Raw genomic sequence first — 20,008 nt, 5'->3', positions numbered from 1 at the left:
CGCCGCCTGTATTAGTGAGCGAGAGGATGAACCCGGTGGAAACCACCCTGACCCATCCCGGCGCATTCGGCGCCGCCGAACCGCACGCGACGCTGCGGTCCGGCGCGCCGGGCGGCGTGCAGATCGAACACCTGAGCGTGCGCTACGGCGCACGCACGGTGCTGGAAGATCTGTCGCTGTCGATCGGTGCCGGTGAATTTCTGACCGTGCTCGGCAAGAGCGGCTGCGGCAAGACCACGCTGCTGCGCTTCATCGCCGGGTTCGTGAAGGCCGATGGCCTGACCGGCACGCTGACCGTTGCCGGGCGCGACCTGACCTATGCGCCGCCGCACAAGCGCAATCTTGGTCTGCTGTTCCAGAATTACGCGCTGTTCCCGCACCTGTCGGTGTTCGAGAACGTCGCATTCGGGCTGCGCGCACGCGGCATGGCGTCGTCGGAAGTGACGCGCCGCGTCGCCGACGCGCTGAAGCTCGTGCAGCTCGGCGATGCGGGCCATCATCTGCCCGCGCAGCTGTCTGGCGGGATGCAGCAGCGCGTCGCGCTGGCACGCGCGCTCGTGATCGAGCCGGACGTGCTGCTGCTCGACGAGCCGCTGTCGGCGCTCGACGCCAACCTGCGCGCATCGGTGCGCAGCGAACTGAAGGCGCTGCACGAGCGCCTGCCGAACCTGACCGTCGTCTGTGTGACGCACGACCGCGACGACGCGCTCGTGCTGTCCGACCGCGCGCTGCTGATGCGCGACGGCCACATCGCGCAGCTCGGCACGCCGCAGCAGTTGTACGACGCGCCGCGGGACGGCTACGTCGCACGCTATCTCGGCCCGGCGAACCTGCTGCCGCCGCACGTGATCTTCCCGGTCGGCGATCCGCGCCACGACGTACGCGACAAGGTCGCATGCGTGCGCCCCGAGCGCCTGACCGTGATGCCGCCGTCGGCCGGTGGCCTGCACGGTACGGTGGCATCCGTCGAATGGCAGGGCGCGGACCTGTCGATCGCGGTCGTGATCGACGCGGCGCCCGGCGAGCCCGTGCGCGTCACGATGCAACGCGGCCGCGGCGCGGCCCCCGAGCGCGGTGCGCGCGTGTCCCTGCAATGCGAGGCAGACGATGTCGTCCTTATCGAGCCCTGAAGCCGGCCTGCCGCCGCACGTGCTCGCGTCGGCCGCCGCGCACGCCGCCGCCGCACGGCGCCGCAAGCGCATGGGAGACCTGCACCTGGCCGCGCTCGCGATCGTCGTGCTCGGCCCGCTCGTCGTCTATCCGCTGGTGCGGCTCGTGCTGCTGAGCGTGTCGGGCGATCACGGGTTGAGTTTCGCCGCGTACCGGACCTTCTTCGGCAACCCCGACACGCGCAGCGTGCTGATGACGACGCTCGGCGTGCTGTTCGCGAGCGCCGGCACCGCATCGGTGCTCGGCGTGCTGCTGGCCGCGCTGCTGTTCTTCAAGCCGTTCCCGGGCGCATCGCTCGTCACGCGCTTCCTGGAACTCTACGTCGCGTTCCCGTCGTTCCTCGTCGCGTTCACGCTGATCTTCCTGTACGGCTCGCAAGGGTCGATCAGCATTGCGCTGCAGCAGCTGTTCCATCTGGAGAATCCGCCGCTCGATTTCCTGTTCGGCATCGGCGGCGTGATTCTCGCGCAGACCGTGTTCTATACGCCGTTCGTCGTGCGGCCGACGCTTGCATCGTTCGCGACGCTCGACCTGCGTCTGATCGAAGCCGCGCGCAGCCTCGGCGCGCCCGGCTGGATGCTCGCGCGTCGCGTCGTGCTGCCGATCGCGTGGCCGGGCATCGCCGCCGGCACCGTGCTGTGCTTCCTGCTGACGCTGAACGAGTTCGGGATTCTGCTGGTGCTCGGCAGCGCGCGGCTCGTCACGCTGCCGGTCGCGATCTACAGCAGCGCGACCGTCGATCTCGACCTGCCGACCGCGTCGGCCGGCGCGGTCGTGATGCTGGCGTTGTCGCTGGCGCTGTATGCGGTTTATCGCCGGGTGAACCGGCGTGCGACGGGAGGGAACGATGTCCGCTGAATTTCGTATCGGGCAAGCCGTGCCGCGCCACCAGATCGGCTGGAGCGACGCGCTGCTCAAGCATGCGTCGCGCGCCGCGCTCGCGCTGGCCGCATTCGCGTGCTTCTGGTTGTTCGTGCTGCCGGTCGTCGTCGTCGCGCTGTCGAGCGTGTCGACGCAATGGTCGGGCACGATTTTGCCGGCCGGCTACAGCCTGCGCTGGTTCGAGCGGCTCGGGTCGCCGGAATACGACGCGCTGCTGACGAGCCTCGAAATCGGCTTCGGCGTGTCGGCGATCGGCACGGTCCTCGGGCTGTGGCTCGCACTGGCGCTCGAAGGGCGCGACCGTCGCGGCCTCGGCGCGGTGGTCGACGCGCTCGTGATGGTGCCGAACGGCGTGCCGAGCGTCGTGCTCGGGCTCGCGGTGCTGATCGCGTATCACCAGAAGCCGTTCGACCTGTCGAGTTCGGCGGCGATCGTCGTGTTCGTGCAACTCGCGCTGATTCTGCCGTTCTGCTATCGCTGCGCGGCCGCCGCGCTGCGTCCGGAACTGACCGTGCTGCGCGAAGCCGCGGCGAGCCTCGGTGCGCCGCCCGCGATGGTGCTGCGCCGCGTGCTGCTGCCGCAACTCGTGCCGGCGTTGCGCGCGAGCCTCGCGCTCGGCTTCGCGCTGTCGCTCGGCGAGCTCGGTGCGACGCTGACGGTCTATCCGCCGGGCTTCGCGACCGTGCCGATCGTCGTGATCGGCCAGGTGGAGCGCGGCTATTACCTTCCGGCATCGGCGCTGTCGCTGCTGATGCTCGGCGCGTCGCTCGCGGCGCTGCTGCTGATCGCGGCGCGCGTGCCGCGCGGCAAGCGGGCGGCATCATGAACGCCGCGTTCGCATTGCGCCATCCCGGTGACGCGGCACCCGCCGGCGCGTCGACCGGGCTCGCGGGTCGCTCGGTCGACGTCAACGGCCGACGCTACCGGCTGCCGGTCGAGCCGACCGTCGTCGTCTGCGTCGACGGCTGCGAGTACGACTATCTCGAACGGGCGGTGGAAGCGGGCGTCGCGCCGTTCATCGGCAGGATGATCGCGGAAGGCACGGCGTGGCGCGGCGATTGCGTCGTACCGACCTTCACCAACCCGAACAACCTGTCGATCGTCTGCGGCGTGCCGCCGTCGGTCCACGGGATCTGCGGCAACTATTTCTGGGATCCGGCCGCCGACGGCGGGCGCGGTGCCGAAGTGATGATGAACGACCCGGCCTACCTGCGTGCCGGCACGCTGCTCGCGGCGGCGTCCGACGCCGGTGCGCGGGTGGCCGTCGTGACCGCGAAGGACAAGCTGCGCCGGCTGCTCGGCTGGCAGATGCACGGCATCTGCTTCTCCGCGGAGAAGGCGGCGCAGGCGAATCTCGCGGAAAACGGGATCGTCGACGTGCTCGACTGGGTCGGCCTGCCGTCGCCGGACGTCTACAGCGCAGCGTTGTCGGAATTCGTGTTCGCAGCCGGCGTGCGGCTCGCGCAGACCCGGCAAGTCGACCTGATGTACCTGTCGACTACCGACTACGTGCAGCACAAGTGCGAGCCGGGCAGTGCGGGCGCGAACGCGTTCTACGCGATGATGGACGGTTACCTCGCGCAGCTCGACGCGCTCGGCTGGGCGATCGGCCTGACCGCCGATCACGGGATGAACGCGAAGCACGACCCGGCGACGGGGCGCCCGAACGTGATCTATCTGCAGGACGCCTTCGACGGCTGGTACGGCGCGCAGGCTGCGCGCGTGATCCTGCCGATCACCGATCCGTACGTCGTGCATCACGGCGCGCTCGGCTCGTTTGCGACCATCTACCTGGCGCCGGGCGTCGACCGGGCCGAGGCGATGTGGCGCGTCGGCGGCCTCGACGGCGTCGAGCTCGTGCTCGACAACGCGGAAGCCGCTGCCCGTTTCGAGTTGCCGGCCGACCGGATCGGCGATCTCGTCGTGATCGGCCGCCGCGACATGACGCTCGGCACGCGCGAGCGCGAACACGATCTGTCAGGCCTCACGGTGCCGCTGCGTTCGCACGGCGGCGTGTCGGAGCAGGAAGTGCCGCTGCTGTTCAACCGGCGTATCGAGCGGGACGATCCCGCGCGTCGCCCGCGCAACTTCGACGTGTTCGATTTCGTGCTGAACCGGGTCACGACATGATGGCGCATCCCCGGCAAGACCATCCGTCCTTTCGCGCAGAAGCGCTGCGCTGGTGCGGCACGCGCGCGACGCGCGAACTCACGCTCGACGTCACCGACCCGTACACGGGCACGCGTGTCGGGACGGCGCCGCTCGCGAGCGTCGACGACGTGCGCGCGGCGTTCGATTACGCGATGGCCTACCGGCCGAAGCTCACCCGCTACGAGCGCTCACAGATCCTCGAACGTGCGGCTGCGCTGCTGCGCGAGCGCACCGAGGAAGCGTCCGACCTGATCACGCTCGAATCGGGGCTGTCGAAGCAGGATTCCCGCTACGAGATCGGCCGTGTCGCCGACGTGCTGAAGTTCGCGGCAGTCGAGGCATTACGCGACGATTCGCAAAGTTTCTCGTGCGACCTGACGCCTCACGGCAAGGCGCGGCGCGTGTTTTCGCAGCGGCAGCCGCTCGATGGCGTGATCGTCGCCATCACGCCGTTCAATCATCCGATGAACCAGGTGGCGCACAAGATCGCGCCGGCGATCGCGACCAACAACCGCGTGATCGTGAAGCCGTCGGAGAAGGTGCCGTTGTCGGCGTTCTATCTGGCCGACCTGCTGTATGAAGCAGGATTGCCGGAGCCGATGCTGCAGGTGCTGACGGGCGACCCGGCGGAGATCGCGGACGAACTCGTCACGCATCCGCATGCGTCGCTGATCACCTTTACGGGCGGCGTCGCGATCGGCAAGGCGATTGCCGCGCGGGCCGGCTACCGGCGCATCGTGCTGGAACTGGGCGGCAACGATCCGCTGATCGTGCTCGATGACGCCGATCTCGAACGTGCGGCGTCGCTGGCGGTGCTCGGCTCGTACCGGAATTCGGGCCAGCGCTGTACGGCCGTCAAGCGGATGCTGGTGCAGCGTTCGATCGCACCCGCATTCACCGAATTGCTGGTCGAGAAGACGCGCGCATGGAACTACGGCGATCCGTTCGATCCCGCCAATGAAATGGGCACGGTGATCGACGAGGCGGCGGCGCGGCTGTTCGAGGCGCGCGTGGACGAGGCGGTCGCGCAGGGCGCGCGCCTGCTGACCGGCAACGTGCGGCGCGGCGCGTTGTATTCGCCGACCGTGCTCGACAACGTCGATCCGTCGATGACGATCGTGCGCGAGGAGACCTTCGGGCCGGTGTCGCCGGTGATGACGTTCGATACGATCGACGATGCGATCCGGATCAGCAACGGGACGGCGTTCGGGCTGTCGTCGGGGGTGTGTACCGACAGCACGTCGGCGGTCGTGCGGTTCGTGAACGAACTGAACGTCGGCACGGTGAATGTATGGGAAGTGCCCGGATACCGGATCGAGCTGTCGCCGTTCGGCGGGATCAAGGATTCCGGGCTCGGTTACAAGGAAGGCGTTCAGGAGGCGATGAAGAGCTTCACGAACCTGAAGACGTTTTCGCTGCCTTGGGAGTAAACGAATGGCATTGACGGTGGAAGAGATCCACGGGCTGTACCGGGAGCATGGCCATGTGGCCTATAGCGGAGAGCCGGTCACGCAGCTCGAGCATGCGTTGCAGAGCGCCTTGCTGGCGGAAGAGGCGGGCGCCGGCGAAGCATTGGTCGCGGCGGCATTCCTGCACGACCTCGGCCATCTGCTGAATCGCCAGGGCGAGACGCCGAGTGCGCGCGGGATCGACGATCTGCATCAGTATTACGTGCTGCCGTTTCTGCGGCCGCTGTTTTCCGACGCGGTGCTGGAGCCGATCCGGCTGCACGTCGATGCGAAGCGCTGCCTGTGCCGCACGGACGCCGGCTACTTCGAGAGCCTGTCGCCGGACTCGGTGCGCAGTCTCGCGCTGCAGGGCGGCATCTTCAGCGAAGAGGAAACGACGGCATTCCTGCAGCGCCCGTTCGCGGAGGACGCGCTGCGTCTGCGCCGCTGGGACGACACGGCGAAAGAGGAAGGAAAAGTGACGCCGGATCTCGATCACTATATGGAGATCGTCGCGCGCCAGGTGCGCACGGACTGACGGTTTGGCCGCCTCTATATAAGGCCCCGCACGCGGCAGCGTGCGGGGCCTTATATTTTTTGCGAAACCCCTTGCGCGATTGTCGGGAGCTGCATAGAATCACGCCTCTTTCGCGCTAACGGAAACGCGGCGCGGGAGGAAGGGAAGCGGTGCTGTTGGGGTCTGGTGGTAGCGGCCTCGGCGGTACAGGAAGTTGAGCCCCGCAGTCGCAACGATGTGATGTAAAAAGTTGTTGACGAGCTGCGAAACACGGTTCATAATCTCGCTTCTCTGCTGCTGAAAACGCAGCGCTGCTGAGAAACACGAAGTTCCTCGCAGAAATGCTCTTTAAAAATTAACAGCCGATAAGTGTGGGCGCTTGATGGAAGCGAGCTGATCCTCGGATCAGATAGCGAAAGTATCAAGAGTCTCACACTAAAGTAAGTCAGGTTTATGAAGCAATTCATATTCCTGTCAGCTTTGAGTGAGCGACCGGTTCTTAACCGAACCGAAAACAGTAACAGGTTTAAACTGAAGAGTTTGATCCTGGCTCAGATTGAACGCTGGCGGCATGCCTTACACATGCAAGTCGAACGGCAGCACGGGTGCTTGCACCTGGTGGCGAGTGGCGAACGGGTGAGTAATACATCGGAACATGTCCTGTAGTGGGGGATAGCCCGGCGAAAGCCGGATTAATACCGCATACGATCTATGGATGAAAGCGGGGGACCTTCGGGCCTCGCGCTATAGGGTTGGCCGATGGCTGATTAGCTAGTTGGTGGGGTAAAGGCCTACCAAGGCGACGATCAGTAGCTGGTCTGAGAGGACGACCAGCCACACTGGGACTGAGACACGGCCCAGACTCCTACGGGAGGCAGCAGTGGGGAATTTTGGACAATGGGCGAAAGCCTGATCCAGCAATGCCGCGTGTGTGAAGAAGGCCTTCGGGTTGTAAAGCACTTTTGTCCGGAAAGAAATCCTTGGCCCTAATACGGTCGGGGGATGACGGTACCGGAAGAATAAGCACCGGCTAACTACGTGCCAGCAGCCGCGGTAATACGTAGGGTGCGAGCGTTAATCGGAATTACTGGGCGTAAAGCGTGCGCAGGCGGTTTGCTAAGACCGATGTGAAATCCCCGGGCTCAACCTGGGAACTGCATTGGTGACTGGCAGGCTAGAGTATGGCAGAGGGGGGTAGAATTCCACGTGTAGCAGTGAAATGCGTAGAGATGTGGAGGAATACCGATGGCGAAGGCAGCCCCCTGGGCCAATACTGACGCTCATGCACGAAAGCGTGGGGAGCAAACAGGATTAGATACCCTGGTAGTCCACGCCCTAAACGATGTCAACTAGTTGTTGGGGATTCATTTCCTTAGTAACGTAGCTAACGCGTGAAGTTGACCGCCTGGGGAGTACGGTCGCAAGATTAAAACTCAAAGGAATTGACGGGGACCCGCACAAGCGGTGGATGATGTGGATTAATTCGATGCAACGCGAAAAACCTTACCTACCCTTGACATGGTCGGAATCCTGCTGAGAGGTGGGAGTGCTCGAAAGAGAACCGGCGCACAGGTGCTGCATGGCTGTCGTCAGCTCGTGTCGTGAGATGTTGGGTTAAGTCCCGCAACGAGCGCAACCCTTGTCCTTAGTTGCTACGCAAGAGCACTCTAAGGAGACTGCCGGTGACAAACCGGAGGAAGGTGGGGATGACGTCAAGTCCTCATGGCCCTTATGGGTAGGGCTTCACACGTCATACAATGGTCGGAACAGAGGGTTGCCAACCCGCGAGGGGGAGCTAATCCCAGAAAACCGATCGTAGTCCGGATTGCACTCTGCAACTCGAGTGCATGAAGCTGGAATCGCTAGTAATCGCGGATCAGCATGCCGCGGTGAATACGTTCCCGGGTCTTGTACACACCGCCCGTCACACCATGGGAGTGGGTTTTACCAGAAGTGGCTAGTCTAACCGCAAGGAGGACGGTCACCACGGTAGGATTCATGACTGGGGTGAAGTCGTAACAAGGTAGCCGTATCGGAAGGTGCGGCTGGATCACCTCCTTTCCAGAGCTATCTCGCAAAGTTGAGCGCTCACGCTTATCGGCTGTAAATTTAAAGACAGACTCAGGGGTCTGTAGCTCAGTCGGTTAGAGCACCGTCTTGATAAGGCGGGGGTCGTTGGTTCGAATCCAACCAGACCCACCAATGTCTTGTCTGACTGTAGGTACCTGAGGTCATCTGTACATGGGGGCATAGCTCAGCTGGGAGAGCACCTGCTTTGCAAGCAGGGGGTCGTCGGTTCGATCCCGTCTGCCTCCACCAATCCTCAATGCTAAGAGTTTGCTGAAAATTCAGCGAGCGCTTTGCATTGGCGATTGAGCCAGTCAGAGGATATCAACAGATATCGGCTGTCGTTCTTTAACAATCTGGAAGAAGTAAGTAATTTGGATAGCGGAAGCGTCTTGAGATGGACGTGAAAACTATCCGGGTTGTGATTGTATCGATGTATCTCAAGATGATTCGAACTCTATGTTTGACTCAATTGGAATACGGCACAAATGCGAGAACTCAACCTGTAGCGACTGTAGCGTCGAAAGATGAGACAGACTCGTTATAGGGTCAAGCGAACAAGTGCATGTGGTGGATGCCTTGGCGATCACAGGCGATGAAGGACGCGGTAGCCTGCGAAAAGCTACGGGGAGCTGGCAAACGAGCTTTGATCCGTAGATGTCCGAATGGGGAAACCCACTCCTTTTGGAGTATCCATGGCTGAATACATAGGCCATGCGAAGCGAACGCGGTGAACTGAAACATCTAAGTAACCGCAGGAAAAGAAATCAACCGAGATTCCCAAAGTAGTGGCGAGCGAAATGGGATGAGCCTTGCACTCTTTATTTGTATTGTTAGCCGAACGCTCTGGAAAGTGCGGCCATAGCGGGTGATAGCCCCGTAGGCGAAAACAGTATGAAAGAACTAGGTGTGCGACAAGTAGGGCGGGACACGTGAAATCCTGTCTGAAGATGGGGGGACCATCCTCCAAGGCTAAATACTCGTGATCGACCGATAGTGAACCAGTACCGTGAGGGAAAGGCGAAAAGAACCCCGGGAGGGGAGTGAAATAGATCCTGAAACCGCATGCATACAAACAGTCGGAGCCTCGTAAGGGGTGACGGCGTACCTTTTGTATAATGGGTCAGCGACTTACGTTCAGTAGCAAGCTTAACCGTATAGGGCAGGCGTAGCGAAAGCGAGTCCGAATAGGGCGTTCAGTTGCTGGGCGTAGACCCGAAACCAAGTGATCTATCCATGGCCAGGATGAAGGTGCGGTAACACGTACTGGAGGTCCGAACCCACTAACGTTGAAAAGTTAGGGGATGAGCTGTGGATAGGGGTGAAAGGCTAAACAAACTTGGAAATAGCTGGTTCTCTCCGAAAACTATTTAGGTAGTGCCTCGTGTCTCACCTTCGGGGGTAGAGCACTGTCATGGTTGGGGGGTCTATTGCAGATTACCCCGCCATAGCAAACTCCGAATACCGAAGAGTGCAATCACGGGAGACAGACATCGGGTGCTAACGTCCGGTGTCAAGAGGGAAACAACCCAGACCGCCAGCTAAGGTCCCCAAATATAGCTAAGTGGGAAACGAAGTGGGAAGGCTAAAACAGTCAGGAGGTTGGCTTAGAAGCAGCCACCCTTTAAAGAAAGCGTAATAGCTCACTGATCGAGTCGTCCTGCGCGGAAGATGTAACGGGGCTAAGCTATATACCGAAGCTGCGGATGCGTGCTTTGCACGCATGGTAGGAGAGCGTTCCGTAAGCCTGCGAAGGTGCGTTGAAAAGCGTGCTGGAGGTATCGGAAGTGCGAATGCTGACATGAGTAGCGATAAAGGGGGTGAAAGGCCCCCTCGCCGTAAGCCCAAGGTTTCCTACGCAACGTTCATCGGCGTAGGGTGAGTCGGCCCCTAAGGCGAGGCAGAAATGCGTAGCTGATGGGAAGCAGGTCAATATTCCTGCACCATTGTTAGATGCGATGGGGGGACGGATCGCGGAAGGTTGTCCGGGTGTTGGAAGTCCCGGTCGCTGCATTGGAGAAGGCGCTTAGGCAAATCCGGGCGCGGAATTCAAGGGTGTGGCGCGAGCTTCTTAGGAAGCGAAGCAATTGGAAGTGGTTCCAAGAAAAGCCTCTAAGCTTCAGTCTAATGATGACCGTACCGCAAACCGACACAGGTGGGCGAGATGAGTATTCTAAGGCGCTTGAGAGAACTCGGGAGAAGGAACTCGGCAAATTGGTACCGTAACTTCGGGATAAGGTACGCCCTTGTAGCTTGATGCCCCTGCGGGCAAAGGGTGAAGGGGTTGCAATAAACTGGTGGCTGCGACTGTTTAATAAAAACACAGCACTCTGCAAACACGAAAGTGGACGTATAGGGTGTGACGCCTGCCCGGTGCCGGAAGATTAAATGATGGGGTGCAAGCTCTTGATTGAAGTCCCGGTAAACGGCGGCCGTAACTATAACGGTCCTAAGGTAGCGAAATTCCTTGTCGGGTAAGTTCCGACCTGCACGAATGGCGTAACGATGGCCACACTGTCTCCTCCCGAGACTCAGCGAAGTTGAAGTGTTTGTGATGATGCAATCTACCCGCGGCTAGACGGAAAGACCCCATGAACCTTTACTGTAGCTTTGCATTGGACTTTGAACCGATCTGTGTAGGATAGGTGGGAGGCTATGAAACCGGAACGCTAGTTTCGGTGGAGCCGTCCTTGAAATACCACCCTGGTTTGTTTGAGGTTCTAACCTTGGCCCGTGATCCGGGTCGGGGACAGTGCATGGTAGGCAGTTTGACTGGGGCGGTCTCCTCCCAAAGCGTAACGGAGGAGTACGAAGGTACGCTAGGTACGGTCGGAAATCGTGCTGATAGTGCAATGGCATAAGCGTGCTTAACTGCGAGACCGACAAGTCGAGCAGGTGCGAAAGCAGGTCATAGTGATCCGGTGGTTCTGTATGGAAGGGCCATCGCTCAACGGATAAAAGGTACTCTGGGGATAACAGGCTGATACCGCCCAAGAGTTCATATCGACGGCGGTGTTTGGCACCTCGATGTCGGCTCATCTCATCCTGGGGCTGTAGCCGGTCCCAAGGGTATGGCTGTTCGCCATTTAAAGAGGTACGTGAGCTGGGTTTAAAACGTCGTGAGACAGTTTGGTCCCTATCTGCCGTGGGCGTTGGATATTTGAAGGGGGCTGCTCCTAGTACGAGAGGACCGGAGTGGACGAACCTCTGGTGTACCGGTTGTCACGCCAGTGGCATCGCCGGGTAGCTATGTTCGGAAGAGATAACCGCTGAAAGCATCTAAGCGGGAAACTCGCCTTAAGATGAGATATCCCTGGGGACTAGATCCCCTTGAAGGGTCGTTCGAGACCAGGACGTTGATAGGTCAGGTGTGTAAGCGCAGTAATGCGTTCAGCTAACTGATACTAATTGCCCGTAAGGCTTGATCCTATAACAAGTCTGTCTCGACAGCCGTTAGCGCTTCAGCGCTTACGGATGTCGAGCGTCGAGTGCAGCGCACTCGACGTACAGCGGTTGAAGTACCGCATATGTGTGAGATACAACCTCACAACCCAACCAAATTACTGCTTCTTCCAAGATTGGTTGTGCTGCGAAGCCAGCACAACAACCCTCTTTGCCTGATGACCATAGCGAGTCGGTCCCACCCCTTCCCATCCCGAACAGGACCGTGAAACGACTCTACGCCGATGATAGTGCGGATTCCCGTGTGAAAGTAGGTAATCGTCAGGCTCCCTAAGCCAGAAACCCCCGCCCGAAAGGCGGGGGTTTTTGCATTTGAGTGACGGAAATGTGCGTGCCGGACACGCGAAATGCGGCCGCGCTACGGCGCCGATGGACCTCGATCCGGACCGAGGCCGCATCCACGCCACGCGCCAGATTCGCCACCTTCCATCCCGCTTCCACGAGCTTGGCATATAAAGATGTTCCGCCTGCCCTGGTTGCCCGTTCACTTGCGTCGGTACTATCGAAGCTGGTGTCCTCTCAGGTATCTGCTGTCTTCGCGATCCACCGCCAGCACCTCTGAAATCCCCGGTACGTTCGTCGATGGGCCGCACCAGCGCACCGTTAGCCGACGTCCTGCCAAGGTCGACGCGCTTAGCAGCGATCACGTGATGGCCAATGATGAGCGACGTTTGCCGACGATGATCGACAAATCCCGATTTCTGCCGAAAAACTCCCTGCGTCATCTATCTTTCTTTCGACACGCCGTGTCGACCTGATCGTGCGCGCCCTGTACGGACGCATACGAAATCGTCGTAAAAATCTATGCGCATAAAGTCCATTTGCGCGACGTGCCTTGCAGAGCGGAAAGCAGGCCCTTCAGGTTAATATCGCCATTCGTCCCGATTCCCGGCGCTTGTCCACGTCTGCCGGCGGTCGGTGTCTTCCGCATTCCGTCTCCTGCATCGTTCATGACTGACAGCCCTGCCCAAGGTGGTCGGACGACCGACTTCTTGCCGTATCTCGTCGCCGCAACGTTCTTCATGGAGTATCTCGACACGACCGTGATCGCGACCGCGCTGCCGCAAATGGCGCGCTCGTTTGGCGTCGGACCGAACGCGCTGAGTCTCGGGATGACCGCGTACATGCTGGCGCTGGCGGTGTTCATTCCGATCAGCGGCTGGATCGCCGATCGCTACGGTTCGCGCACGGTGTTCGCGAGCGCCATCGTCGTCTTTACCGGTGCGTCGGTGCTGTGCGGGCTGTCTGAAGGTGTGATGTCGTTCACGGCTGCGCGGCTGCTGCAGGGTGTCGGCGGGGCGATGATGGTGCCGGTCGGACGGATGATCGTCGTGCGCAGCACCGACAAGGCCAAGCTGATGCGCGCGATCGCGACAATCACGTGGCCGGGCATCGTCGCGCCCGTCGTCGGGCCGCCGATCGGCGGCTTCATCACGACCTATGCGTCGTGGCGCTGGATCTTCCTGTTGAACGTTCCGTTCGGCATCGCTGCGCTCGTCTGTACCTGGCTGATCGTCCGGAACACGCGGGCCGACGAGCAACGGCCGCTCGACTGGATCGGCTTCGTGCTGGCCGGTGGCGCGCTAACCTGTCTGCTGATTGGCACCGAGGCGGCCGGGCAGCAGGATGTCGACTTCACGCGCGCGGGTGTCCTGGTGGGGGCGAGCGTGCTGTTCGGCATGGCCGCGTGGTTGCATGCGCGGCGTTGCGCGCATCCGCTGCTCGATTTCACGACGCTGAAGGTGCCGACGTTCTCGGTGACGGTGCTCACCGGTTCGGTCACGCGGATGGCGATCAACGCCGTGCCGTACCTGCTGCCGCTGCTGTTCCAGATCGGTTTCGGGTTGTCGCCGTTTCAGTCTGGCCTGCTGCTGCTGGCTAGCGCACTCGGCAATCTGGGGATGAAGGCGGGAACGTCCTGGATTCTCGACCGATACGGCTTCCGGCGCGTTGCACTCGTCGATGTGACGATCGTCGGCTTCTTCACGATCGCGTGCGGTTGGCTGACCGCGTCGACGCCGCTGGCGATCACGCTGCTCGTCGTATTCGTCTACGGACTCACGCGGTCGATGCAGTTCACGACGCTCGCGACGCTCGCCTATGCGGATATCCCGGCTCAGCAGACGAGTGCAGCCAGCACGCTGTGGAGCGCTGCGCAGCAGATGACGATCGGGATGGGGATCGCGTTCGGCGCATTGTCATTGCGTCTCGCGGCACTCGTGCGCGGCGATGCGGCCGGCATGCACTACGTGCTCGACGATTTCCGCTGGGCGTTCGTCGCGGCCGGCGTGCTCGCGCTGCTGACGTTGCCGGGCTATGCGCGGCTGGCTTCCGATGCAGGCGATCGGCTGCGGGCGATCGTGGCGCGAGGGTAGGCCGGACTGCAGGCTGCATGTGCGTGACGACAGGTGAATACGGCTGTTTCTCGTCATTCACCTGAGCGTAGGCCCGTCATGGCCGCGGTGGTCCGACGGTCGGCGCAATCGGTCGCCGTCGCTGCGTGCGAGTGATCACGCTGAATAGCCAATTCCCGATTGCAGGCTTCCCGAGCAATGGCGCGCAGTGCTCCGCGCATGCACCCGGTGCATGGTGAGCGGTGCGGCAGCGTCGCGCCCGTCTCGACTGCCGTTACTGTGCGTCGTGGAAGATGATGCCGACCGTGTGGCGGTGGCCGCTTCGGATCCGGCTCACGCCGTGACGCAGGTTGACGCGATAGACGCCGCGCGTTCCCTGCACGGGCCTGCCATGTACGGCGAAGATCACCGCGTCGCCTTGCATCAGCGGCACCACTTCCGTACGCGACTGCATGCGTGGCCGCTGTTCCGTCAACACGAACTCCCCTCCGGTGAAATCGCGGCCCGGCGCCGACAGCAGGATCGCGACCTGGAGCGGAAACACGTGTTCGCCATAGAGATCCTGATGGAGGCAGTTGTAGTCGTCGGGGCCGTATTGCAGGATCAGCGGCGTTGGTCGCGTCTGTCCCGCCGCGTGGCAGCGATCGAGGAATGTCGTGTGGTCTTTCGGATAGCGGACGTCGATCCCGAGTGCCTGGTTCCAGCGATTCGCGATCGGCGCGAGATGCGGGTAGAGCGTCGCGCGCAATTCGGCGATGAGCGCAGGCAACGGGTACGCGAAGTACTTGTATTCGCCGCGGCCGAACCCGTGCCGTGCCATCACGACGCGTGAACGATAGAGCGCATCCCGTGGATAGAGCGATGCGAGCGCATCGCATTCGCGTGCCGGCATCAGGCCCGGCACGTGCGCGCATCCGTAGCGATCGAGTTCGGTATCGACGGTCGACCAGTCGATCGCATCGACGCGTTGTGCGATGTCCGTCGATTCGACGGCAGGTTGCAGATCGGCAATGTTCACAGGTGCCCCTCGATTCATCCGCAACGTGGCGCCGTGCGGTTGCGCACGGTCGAATCCACGACGAAAGTTGATGAACCCAGTCTAGCGGCGTCCGTGTGCGGATGCGTTCCAGATCTTGCGCTTCAATTCGGAGGGGGAAACGGGAAGACGCGGCACCGACATACCCAATGAGGTGACGTGCTCGAGCGAAGAGGCGAAGAGGCGAAGAGGCGAAGAGGCGAAGAGGCGAAGAGGCGAAGAGGCGAAGAGGCGAAGAGGCGAAGAGGCGAAGAGGCGAAGAGGCGAAGAGGCGAAGAGGCGACGATCCGGTCAGCCGCAGCCGCAGCCGCAGCCGCAGCCGCAGCCGCAGCCGCAGCCACAGCCACAGCCACAGCCACAGCCACAGCCACAGCAGGCGACCGGCTCCACCGGCCACCCGCCGCAACCAAAATCAGGTCAGCGACCGGAACAGCCAGTAGAGTCCCGCCGCCAGTGCGATCGACGCCGGCAGCGTCAGCACCCACGCGAGGACGAGGCTGCGCACCGTGCTCCATTGCAATCCGGACCCGTTCGCCGCCATCGTGCCCGCGACGCCCGACGACAGCACGTGGGTCGTCGAGACGGGCAGCCCGTACATGTCGGCCGCGCCGATCGTCAGCATCGCGACGAGTTCGGCCGATGCGCCCTGTCCGTACGTCAGATGCTGCTTGCCGATTTTCTCGCCGACGGTCACGACGATCCGCTTCCAGCCGACCATCGTGCCGAGTCCCAGCGCGATCGCGACGGCGACCTTCACCCACGTCGGAATGAACTTGGTCGCGTGGTCGAGCTGCGTGCGATAGTTGTCGATCGCGAGCTTGTCGTCGGCCGCGAACGCCGGCTGACCCGACTTCTCGATCAGGCGAATTGCTTCGGATACCAGATACATCGTGTTGCGCACGTTATCGACGTCGCGCTGCGGCACGGCCGCCATTGAGCCCGATGCGCCGACTGCCGTCGCGAGCGACGTGGACAGTTGCGCCACGGCCGGCAGCACGGCGGGCGTCAGTTCGCGACGCTGCACGTAGTGTTCGACGTCGGTGCGCGGGTTCGCGGACGGCGCGACGCCGTTCGTGTACTTCCCGAACGTCGCGGCCGCCTGGTTCGCGACGGCAACGAACGTCTGCGATTCGGCCGGGGTGACGGCCTTGTTCAAGGCATACGCGGTCGGCACCGTGCCGATCAGGATCAGCATGATGAGCCCCATCCCTTTCTGCCCGTCGTTCGAACCGTGCGCGAACGACACGCCCGTGCAGGTCAGGATCAGCAGGCAGCGAATCCAGAACGGCGGCGGTTGATCCTTCGGCGGCTCCTTGTACAGCGCCGGAATCCGCACGAGCGCCTTCAGCACGAGGAGCAGCAACGACGCGCACAGGAAGCCGACGATCGGCGAGAACAGCAGCGACTTGCCCACGCCGAGCGCCTGGCCCCAGTCGACGCCGCTCGTGCCGGACGGCCCGTGCATCAGCTGGTTCATCAGCCCGACGCCGATGATCGACCCGATCAGCGTATGCGAGCTCGATGACGGCAATCCGAAATACCAGGTTGCGAGGTTCCACACGATCGCGGCGATCAGCAGCGCGAACACCATCGCGAAGCCCGAGCCGCTGCCGACCTGCAGGATCAGCTCGACCGGCAGCAACTGCAGGATGCCGAATGCGACTGCGCCGCTCGAGACCATCACGCCGAGGAAGTTCCACATGCCCGACCAGATCACCGCGACGTTCGGCGTCAGCGAGTGCGTATAGATCACGGTGGCGACCGCGTTCGCGGTGTCGTGGAAGCCGTTGACGAATTCGAAGCCGAGTGCGATCAGCAGCGCGGCGCCGAGCAGCAGGTAAGGGAACAGCTTTCCTTCGCGGACCGGTGACAGATCGTCGATCAGGTGCGTGGCGATATAGACGGCGCCGAGCACGAGCACCAGCAGGAAGACGGCATAGCCGACCTGCCTGGTGCGTTCGACGGAGCCCGGCGTGTTCGGTGCGGACGAAGCAGGTTGATTCATGACGGCATCTCGTAAGGGAACCGCGTCCGATCCTAGCTGCGGCTAGCCGTCAGTTTGATGACAGTCGGGAGGACGAACGGTGTGTCTTGCAGATGCGTAAGGTGATTGAAGGCATGCATTCGTGACGCGACGTACCGGCACGCATCGTTGCCCACATCGTGAGCGCAATGCGGGCCTACGCGTTGCCGTCCGCAATCAACGTCCATCCATCCGGCGATGCAACGAGCGTCGTGCAGGACAGCGGCGCGACGCCGATACGGGTTGCCGCCCTGGAATCCATCCGCAGCGCATGGGCGGCGGCCGCGCGAACGATCGGCGCATGCGTGATCGCGACGATGTCGCGGTCGTGTCGCAGCGCATTCAACCATGTGCCGACGCGGCGCATGGCTGCTTCGAACGATTCGCCGCCGTGCGGCGCCGCGGACGGGTCGCCGATCCACGTACCCAGTTCGTCCGGCAAGTCGCGTGCAAGGTCGTGCAAGCGCTTGCCGCGCCAGTTTCGGCAATCGATGTCGCGCAGCGCGTCGTCAGTTTCGGAGCGCAGACCGAGTGCGTCGGCGGTCTGCCGTGCACAGCGTGCAGGGCTGCACAGCGCGAGCGAGCCGGCGATGCTTGCCCACCGGTCGCGCAATGCAGCGGCTTCGGCGAGCCCGTGTGCATCGAGCGGATCGTCGTCGGGAAACGTGCCGGTGCGCATCGCCCGGGTCGATGCATGCGCGATCAGGTACAGCGTGGCAGGCAGGGTCATGTCGGGCTTTGTAGGATCCGGGCCGGGGGCAATCGTTCGCGAGCGGTCCCTTCATTCCGCGAACGTTCGCGCGTACAATTCGCCCGATACGAAACGCGGAAGCCGGTGCAATCCCGGCGCGGTCGCGCCACTGTAACCGGTGATCGATGATCCCGGAAGCCAGACCTGCCTTCGTACCCATCCAACATTTGCCGGGGCGCGATTCCCCTGAGGTGCATCCATGAGCGAAGCAGTGCTGAAGCCGGCAGTCGTGCCGGCACCCATCCCCGTCCGTGAACTGTTGCCCTGGGCCATATTCGTCGGCCTGATCCTGTTGCTCGCGCTTTATTTCGTCGGCGCGGAACAGGGCGCAACGTCGCTCGTGCCGGGCATGTACGTTCACGAATTCGTCCACGACGGCCGCCATCTGCTCGGCTTTCCCTGCCACTGACGCGGAGGTCAAGATGGTCGGAAAGCTGCTCATGCGCGGGATGCTCGCAGGCATCGCCGCGGGCCTCCTCACGTTCGGTTTCGCGAAAATCGTCGGCGAACCGCAAGTCGATCAGGCAATCTCCTTCGAAGAAAAAGCCGACGCTGCCAAAGGCGAGGCACCGGAGCCCGAACTGGTCAGCCGCCACACGCAGGCCGGCCTCGGCCTGCTGACGGGTGTCGTGACCTACGGCGCGGCATTCGGCGGGCTGTTCTCGCTGGTCTTCGCGTTTGCCTATGGGCGAGGCAGCCGCCTCCCCGCGCGACCGCTGGCCGCGTGGCTCGCGCTGGCGGCGTTCATCGCGCTCGTGATCGTGCCGAACCTCAAGTACCCGGCCAATCCACCGTCGGTCGGCGATCCCGACACGATCGGCTATCGCACGGGCCTGTTTTTCCTGATGATCGCGATCTCGGTCGCGACGATGGTGTTCTCGGTCAGCGTGCGCCGCCATTTGCTGGCAAAGCTCGGCCAGTGGAACGCGTCGATCGTCGCCGGGCTCGTGTTTGTCGCGATCATCGCGGCCGTGCAGATCGGGCTGCCGTCGGTCAGCGAGTTACCGGCCGATTTCCCGGCGGCCGTGCTGTGGAAGTTCCGCGTTGCGGCTATCGGCATGCAGGTGATCATGTGGACGACGATCGGGCTGCTGTTCGGCGCGTGGGTCGAGCGCAGCGAACGCATCGGCCTGCGCGCCGCCTGACGCGCAGCGCAACCGGGCGCGCCTAGCGCAGCATGCGCGGCATGCGCGGCGCGCTCCACGTCGATTCGCGCGCCAGCGCGACGAACGCGGCCAGATAGTCGATCGAGGCGTCCGCTTCGCGGATGCCGAGGAAGATCTGCTTCGCGATTCCCTTCTTGCCGAGCTTGACCGGCACGACCGGCATCCGGTCCGCGTACTCGTCGGCCAGCCATCTCGGCAGCGCGGCCACGCCGCGTTCGCTCGCCACCATTTGCAACATGATGTCGGTCGTCTCGATCGACTTGTGCCGCCGAGGCACGATGCCGGCCGGCGTCAGGAACTGGTTGTAGATGTCGAGCCGGTCGGTTTCGACCGGGTACGTGATCAGGATCTCGTCGGTCAGTTGCTCGGGCGTCACGTAGTCGGCGTTCGCGAACCGGTGCGAGTCGGCGACCACCAGCACCTGCTCGTAGTCGAACACGGGATCGAAGCGCAGGCCCGGCTTGTTCAGCGGATCGGGCGTCACGAGCACGTCGATGTCATAGCCGAACAGCGCGCCGATACCGCCGAACTGGAAGCGTTGCTTCACGTCCACGTCGACGTCGGGCCAGCGCGACAGGTACGGCGACACGACCTTCAGCAGCCACTGGTAGCACGGGTGGCACTCCATCCCGATGCGCAGCGTGCCGCGCTCGCCCTTCGCGTACTGCTTCATCCGCTCCTCGGCAAGCTCGAACTGCGGCAGCAGCCGGTTCGCCAGTTTCAGCAGATATTGGCCGCCCTGTGTGAGCCGCAGGCCACGGCCTTCGCGGTCCCAGATCGGCGTGCCGAGCTGCTGCTCGATTTTCCGGACGGTATGGCTGAGCGCCGATTGCGTGAGGTGCAGCGCATTGGCGGCCGCGGTCAGTGAGCCCTGGCGCTCGACTTCACGAATGACGACGAGATGGAATCGTTCCAGCATGGATTTTGCCTGTGCAACGAATGCATGAGAAATTTTAATGGATAAATGAAATAATGCCATTT

The 20,008-nt window shown here is 62.5% G+C and carries 13 protein-coding genes, 2 tRNA genes, 3 rRNA genes and 1 riboswitch; of the genes, 14 read left to right on the top strand and 4 right to left on the bottom strand.

All coding sequences use genetic code 11. The annotated features are described in order from the left end of the window. The first annotated feature begins 26 nt into the window (after positions 1-26). From phnT to OHZ10_RS32660, 12 genes are all read left to right on the top strand, one after another. Complete coding sequence (gene phnT, locus OHZ10_RS32715; RefSeq protein ID WP_059238877.1) at positions 27-1,130, top strand: 2-aminoethylphosphonate ABC transport system ATP-binding subunit PhnT; 1,104 nt, start codon at positions 27-29, stop codon at positions 1,128-1,130. After that, the gene (gene phnU, locus OHZ10_RS32710) at positions 1,108-2,028 is read left to right on the top strand and encodes a 2-aminoethylphosphonate ABC transporter permease subunit (RefSeq protein ID WP_059238879.1); all 921 of its coding nucleotides are present in this window, start codon (positions 1,108-1,110) and stop codon (positions 2,026-2,028) included. Before phnT ends, phnU begins: the two co-directional genes overlap by 23 nt. Then, positions 2,018-2,878 carry a 2-aminoethylphosphonate ABC transport system, membrane component PhnV gene (gene phnV, locus OHZ10_RS32705; protein WP_174993691.1) on the top strand — a complete coding sequence of 287 codons (861 nt, stop codon included), beginning with the start codon at positions 2,018-2,020 and terminating at the stop codon, positions 2,876-2,878. Before phnU ends, phnV begins: the two co-directional genes overlap by 11 nt. After that, positions 2,875-4,182: a phosphonoacetate hydrolase gene (phnA, locus tag OHZ10_RS32700; protein WP_174993690.1), complete on the top strand. Its 1,308-nt coding sequence runs from the start codon at positions 2,875-2,877 to the stop codon at positions 4,180-4,182. The genes phnV and phnA overlap by 4 nt, the downstream gene beginning before the upstream one ends. After that, a complete protein-coding gene (gene phnY / locus OHZ10_RS32695) occupies positions 4,179-5,633 on the top strand; it encodes a phosphonoacetaldehyde dehydrogenase (protein WP_342705397.1) in 1,455 nt (484 codons plus the stop codon). Before phnA ends, phnY begins: the two co-directional genes overlap by 4 nt. Before the next feature lie 4 nt (positions 5,634-5,637). Next, positions 5,638-6,189, top strand: coding sequence for a phosphonate degradation HD-domain oxygenase (locus OHZ10_RS32690; RefSeq protein WP_059238889.1), 552 nt, complete (start codon positions 5,638-5,640; stop codon positions 6,187-6,189). Between the two features lie 507 nt (positions 6,190-6,696). Then, a 16S ribosomal RNA gene (locus tag OHZ10_RS32685) occupies positions 6,697-8,229 on the top strand. Positions 8,230-8,293: 64 nt separating this feature from the next. Then, positions 8,294-8,370 (top strand) — tRNA-Ile (locus tag OHZ10_RS32680). A gap of 41 nt (positions 8,371-8,411) precedes the next feature. Then, a tRNA-Ala gene (locus OHZ10_RS32675) sits at positions 8,412-8,487 on the top strand. 295 nt (positions 8,488-8,782) lie between these two features. Next, positions 8,783-11,664 (top strand): 23S ribosomal RNA (locus OHZ10_RS32670). Between the two features lie 187 nt (positions 11,665-11,851). Next, positions 11,852-11,964 (top strand): 5S ribosomal RNA (gene rrf, locus OHZ10_RS32665). The 16S, 23S and 5S rRNA genes sit together here with 2 tRNA genes alongside, the layout of an rRNA operon. Positions 11,965-12,647: 683 nt before the next feature. Beyond that, entirely contained in the window at positions 12,648-14,072 is a 1,425-nt protein-coding gene (locus OHZ10_RS32660; protein ID WP_059238890.1) for a DHA2 family efflux MFS transporter permease subunit, read from the top strand. A 253-nt stretch (positions 14,073-14,325) separates the two neighbouring features. Here the strand turns inward: OHZ10_RS32660 and OHZ10_RS32655 are convergent, their stop codons facing one another. From OHZ10_RS32655 to OHZ10_RS32645, 3 genes are all read right to left on the bottom strand, one after another. After that, positions 14,326-15,069, bottom strand: coding sequence for a 2OG-Fe(II) oxygenase (locus OHZ10_RS32655; RefSeq protein WP_256087147.1), 744 nt, complete (start codon positions 15,067-15,069; stop codon positions 14,326-14,328). Between the two features lie 430 nt (positions 15,070-15,499). Beyond that, positions 15,500-17,092: an inorganic phosphate transporter gene (locus OHZ10_RS32650; RefSeq protein WP_342705396.1), complete on the bottom strand. Its 1,593-nt coding sequence runs from the start codon at positions 17,090-17,092 to the stop codon at positions 15,500-15,502. A gap of 175 nt (positions 17,093-17,267) precedes the next feature. Beyond that, positions 17,268-17,840 carry a histidine phosphatase family protein gene (locus OHZ10_RS32645; RefSeq protein WP_342705395.1) on the bottom strand — a complete coding sequence of 191 codons (573 nt, stop codon included), beginning with the start codon at positions 17,838-17,840 and terminating at the stop codon, positions 17,268-17,270. A gap of 49 nt (positions 17,841-17,889) precedes the next feature. Beyond that, positions 17,890-18,027: riboswitch (cobalamin riboswitch) on the top strand. Between the two features lie 33 nt (positions 18,028-18,060). Between OHZ10_RS32645 and OHZ10_RS32640 the strand changes: the two genes are divergently transcribed. After that, a complete protein-coding gene (locus tag OHZ10_RS32640; protein WP_059238899.1) occupies positions 18,061-18,270 on the top strand; it encodes a CbtB domain-containing protein in 210 nt (69 codons plus the stop codon). 13 nt (positions 18,271-18,283) lie between these two features. Further along, the gene (locus tag OHZ10_RS32635) at positions 18,284-19,006 is read left to right on the top strand and encodes a CbtA family protein (protein WP_059238901.1); all 723 of its coding nucleotides are present in this window, start codon (positions 18,284-18,286) and stop codon (positions 19,004-19,006) included. Positions 19,007-19,028: 22 nt separating this feature from the next. Here the strand turns inward: OHZ10_RS32635 and OHZ10_RS32630 are convergent, their stop codons facing one another. Beyond that, positions 19,029-19,946, bottom strand: a complete 918-nt coding sequence (locus OHZ10_RS32630; protein WP_342705394.1) for a LysR family transcriptional regulator — start codon at positions 19,944-19,946, stop codon at positions 19,029-19,031. Positions 19,947-20,008 lie beyond the last annotated feature (62 nt).

The sequence above is a fragment of the Burkholderia arboris genome (assembly GCF_038723655.1).
Classification (GTDB): Bacteria; Pseudomonadota; Gammaproteobacteria; order Burkholderiales; family Burkholderiaceae; genus Burkholderia; species Burkholderia arboris.
This window is presented reverse-complemented; position numbering and strand designations above follow the sequence as displayed.

Excerpts from the sequence above, each read along its gene's own strand:
- phnA (WP_174993690.1), top strand. The coding sequence starts at position 2,875 with ATGAACGCCGCGTTCGCATTGCGCCATCCCGGTGACGCGGCACCCGCC.
- phnU (WP_059238879.1), top strand. The coding sequence starts at position 1,108 with ATGTCGTCCTTATCGAGCCCTGAAGCCGGCCTGCCGCCGCACGTGCTC.
- OHZ10_RS32635 (WP_059238901.1), top strand. The coding sequence starts at position 18,284 with ATGGTCGGAAAGCTGCTCATGCGCGGGATGCTCGCAGGCATCGCCGCG.
- OHZ10_RS32690 (WP_059238889.1), top strand. The coding sequence starts at position 5,638 with ATGGCATTGACGGTGGAAGAGATCCACGGGCTGTACCGGGAGCATGGC.
- phnV (WP_174993691.1), top strand. The coding sequence starts at position 2,018 with ATGTCCGCTGAATTTCGTATCGGGCAAGCCGTGCCGCGCCACCAGATC.
- phnT (WP_059238877.1), top strand. The coding sequence starts at position 27 with ATGAACCCGGTGGAAACCACCCTGACCCATCCCGGCGCATTCGGCGCC.
- phnY (WP_342705397.1), top strand. The coding sequence starts at position 4,179 with ATGATGGCGCATCCCCGGCAAGACCATCCGTCCTTTCGCGCAGAAGCG.
- OHZ10_RS32650 (WP_342705396.1), bottom strand. The coding sequence starts at position 17,092 with ATGAATCAACCTGCTTCGTCCGCACCGAACACGCCGGGCTCCGTCGAA.
- OHZ10_RS32630 (WP_342705394.1), bottom strand. The coding sequence starts at position 19,946 with ATGCTGGAACGATTCCATCTCGTCGTCATTCGTGAAGTCGAGCGCCAG.
- OHZ10_RS32640 (WP_059238899.1), top strand. The coding sequence starts at position 18,061 with ATGAGCGAAGCAGTGCTGAAGCCGGCAGTCGTGCCGGCACCCATCCCC.
- OHZ10_RS32660 (WP_059238890.1), top strand. The coding sequence starts at position 12,648 with ATGACTGACAGCCCTGCCCAAGGTGGTCGGACGACCGACTTCTTGCCG.
- OHZ10_RS32645 (WP_342705395.1), bottom strand. The coding sequence starts at position 17,840 with ATGACCCTGCCTGCCACGCTGTACCTGATCGCGCATGCATCGACCCGG.